The sequence below is a fragment of the Bartonella sp. MR168JLCBS genome, from assembly GCF_042194175.1.
On the sequence record NZ_JBHIMP010000515.1, the window covers coordinates 306 to 609 of the forward strand.

Annotated in this window: 1 pseudogene; it reads left to right on the forward strand. The window is 41.1% G+C overall.

From position 1 onward, the window contains the following. Positions 1 to 304, forward strand: a pseudogene (locus tag ACFIK8_RS12335) (MFS transporter); the annotation flags it as partial.

Genomic DNA, 304 nt, shown 5'->3' on the forward strand with positions numbered 1-304 from the left:
TCTTTAGATTTACGCGTGAATAGCTTGAAGGCAACGCCAGAAAAGGTACTTAAGGAATTAGCAAAAACCAAAATTCAGTCTTTGTCATGGTTTCCGCAAGCCTTAAGGATTGCACCGATTGAAAAATTTGGCCGTCATCCTAATATTCAGATGGAACTTGCTTTTCAAAAGGGGCACTTTGAAATACAGGACTTGGGGTCTCAGATTGTTGCTCACCTTGTAGAAGCAAAAGAAAGTATGCAGGTATTGGATTATTGTGCTGGTGGTGGTGGAAAAACGTTAGCCTTAGCTGCCAGTATGAAGA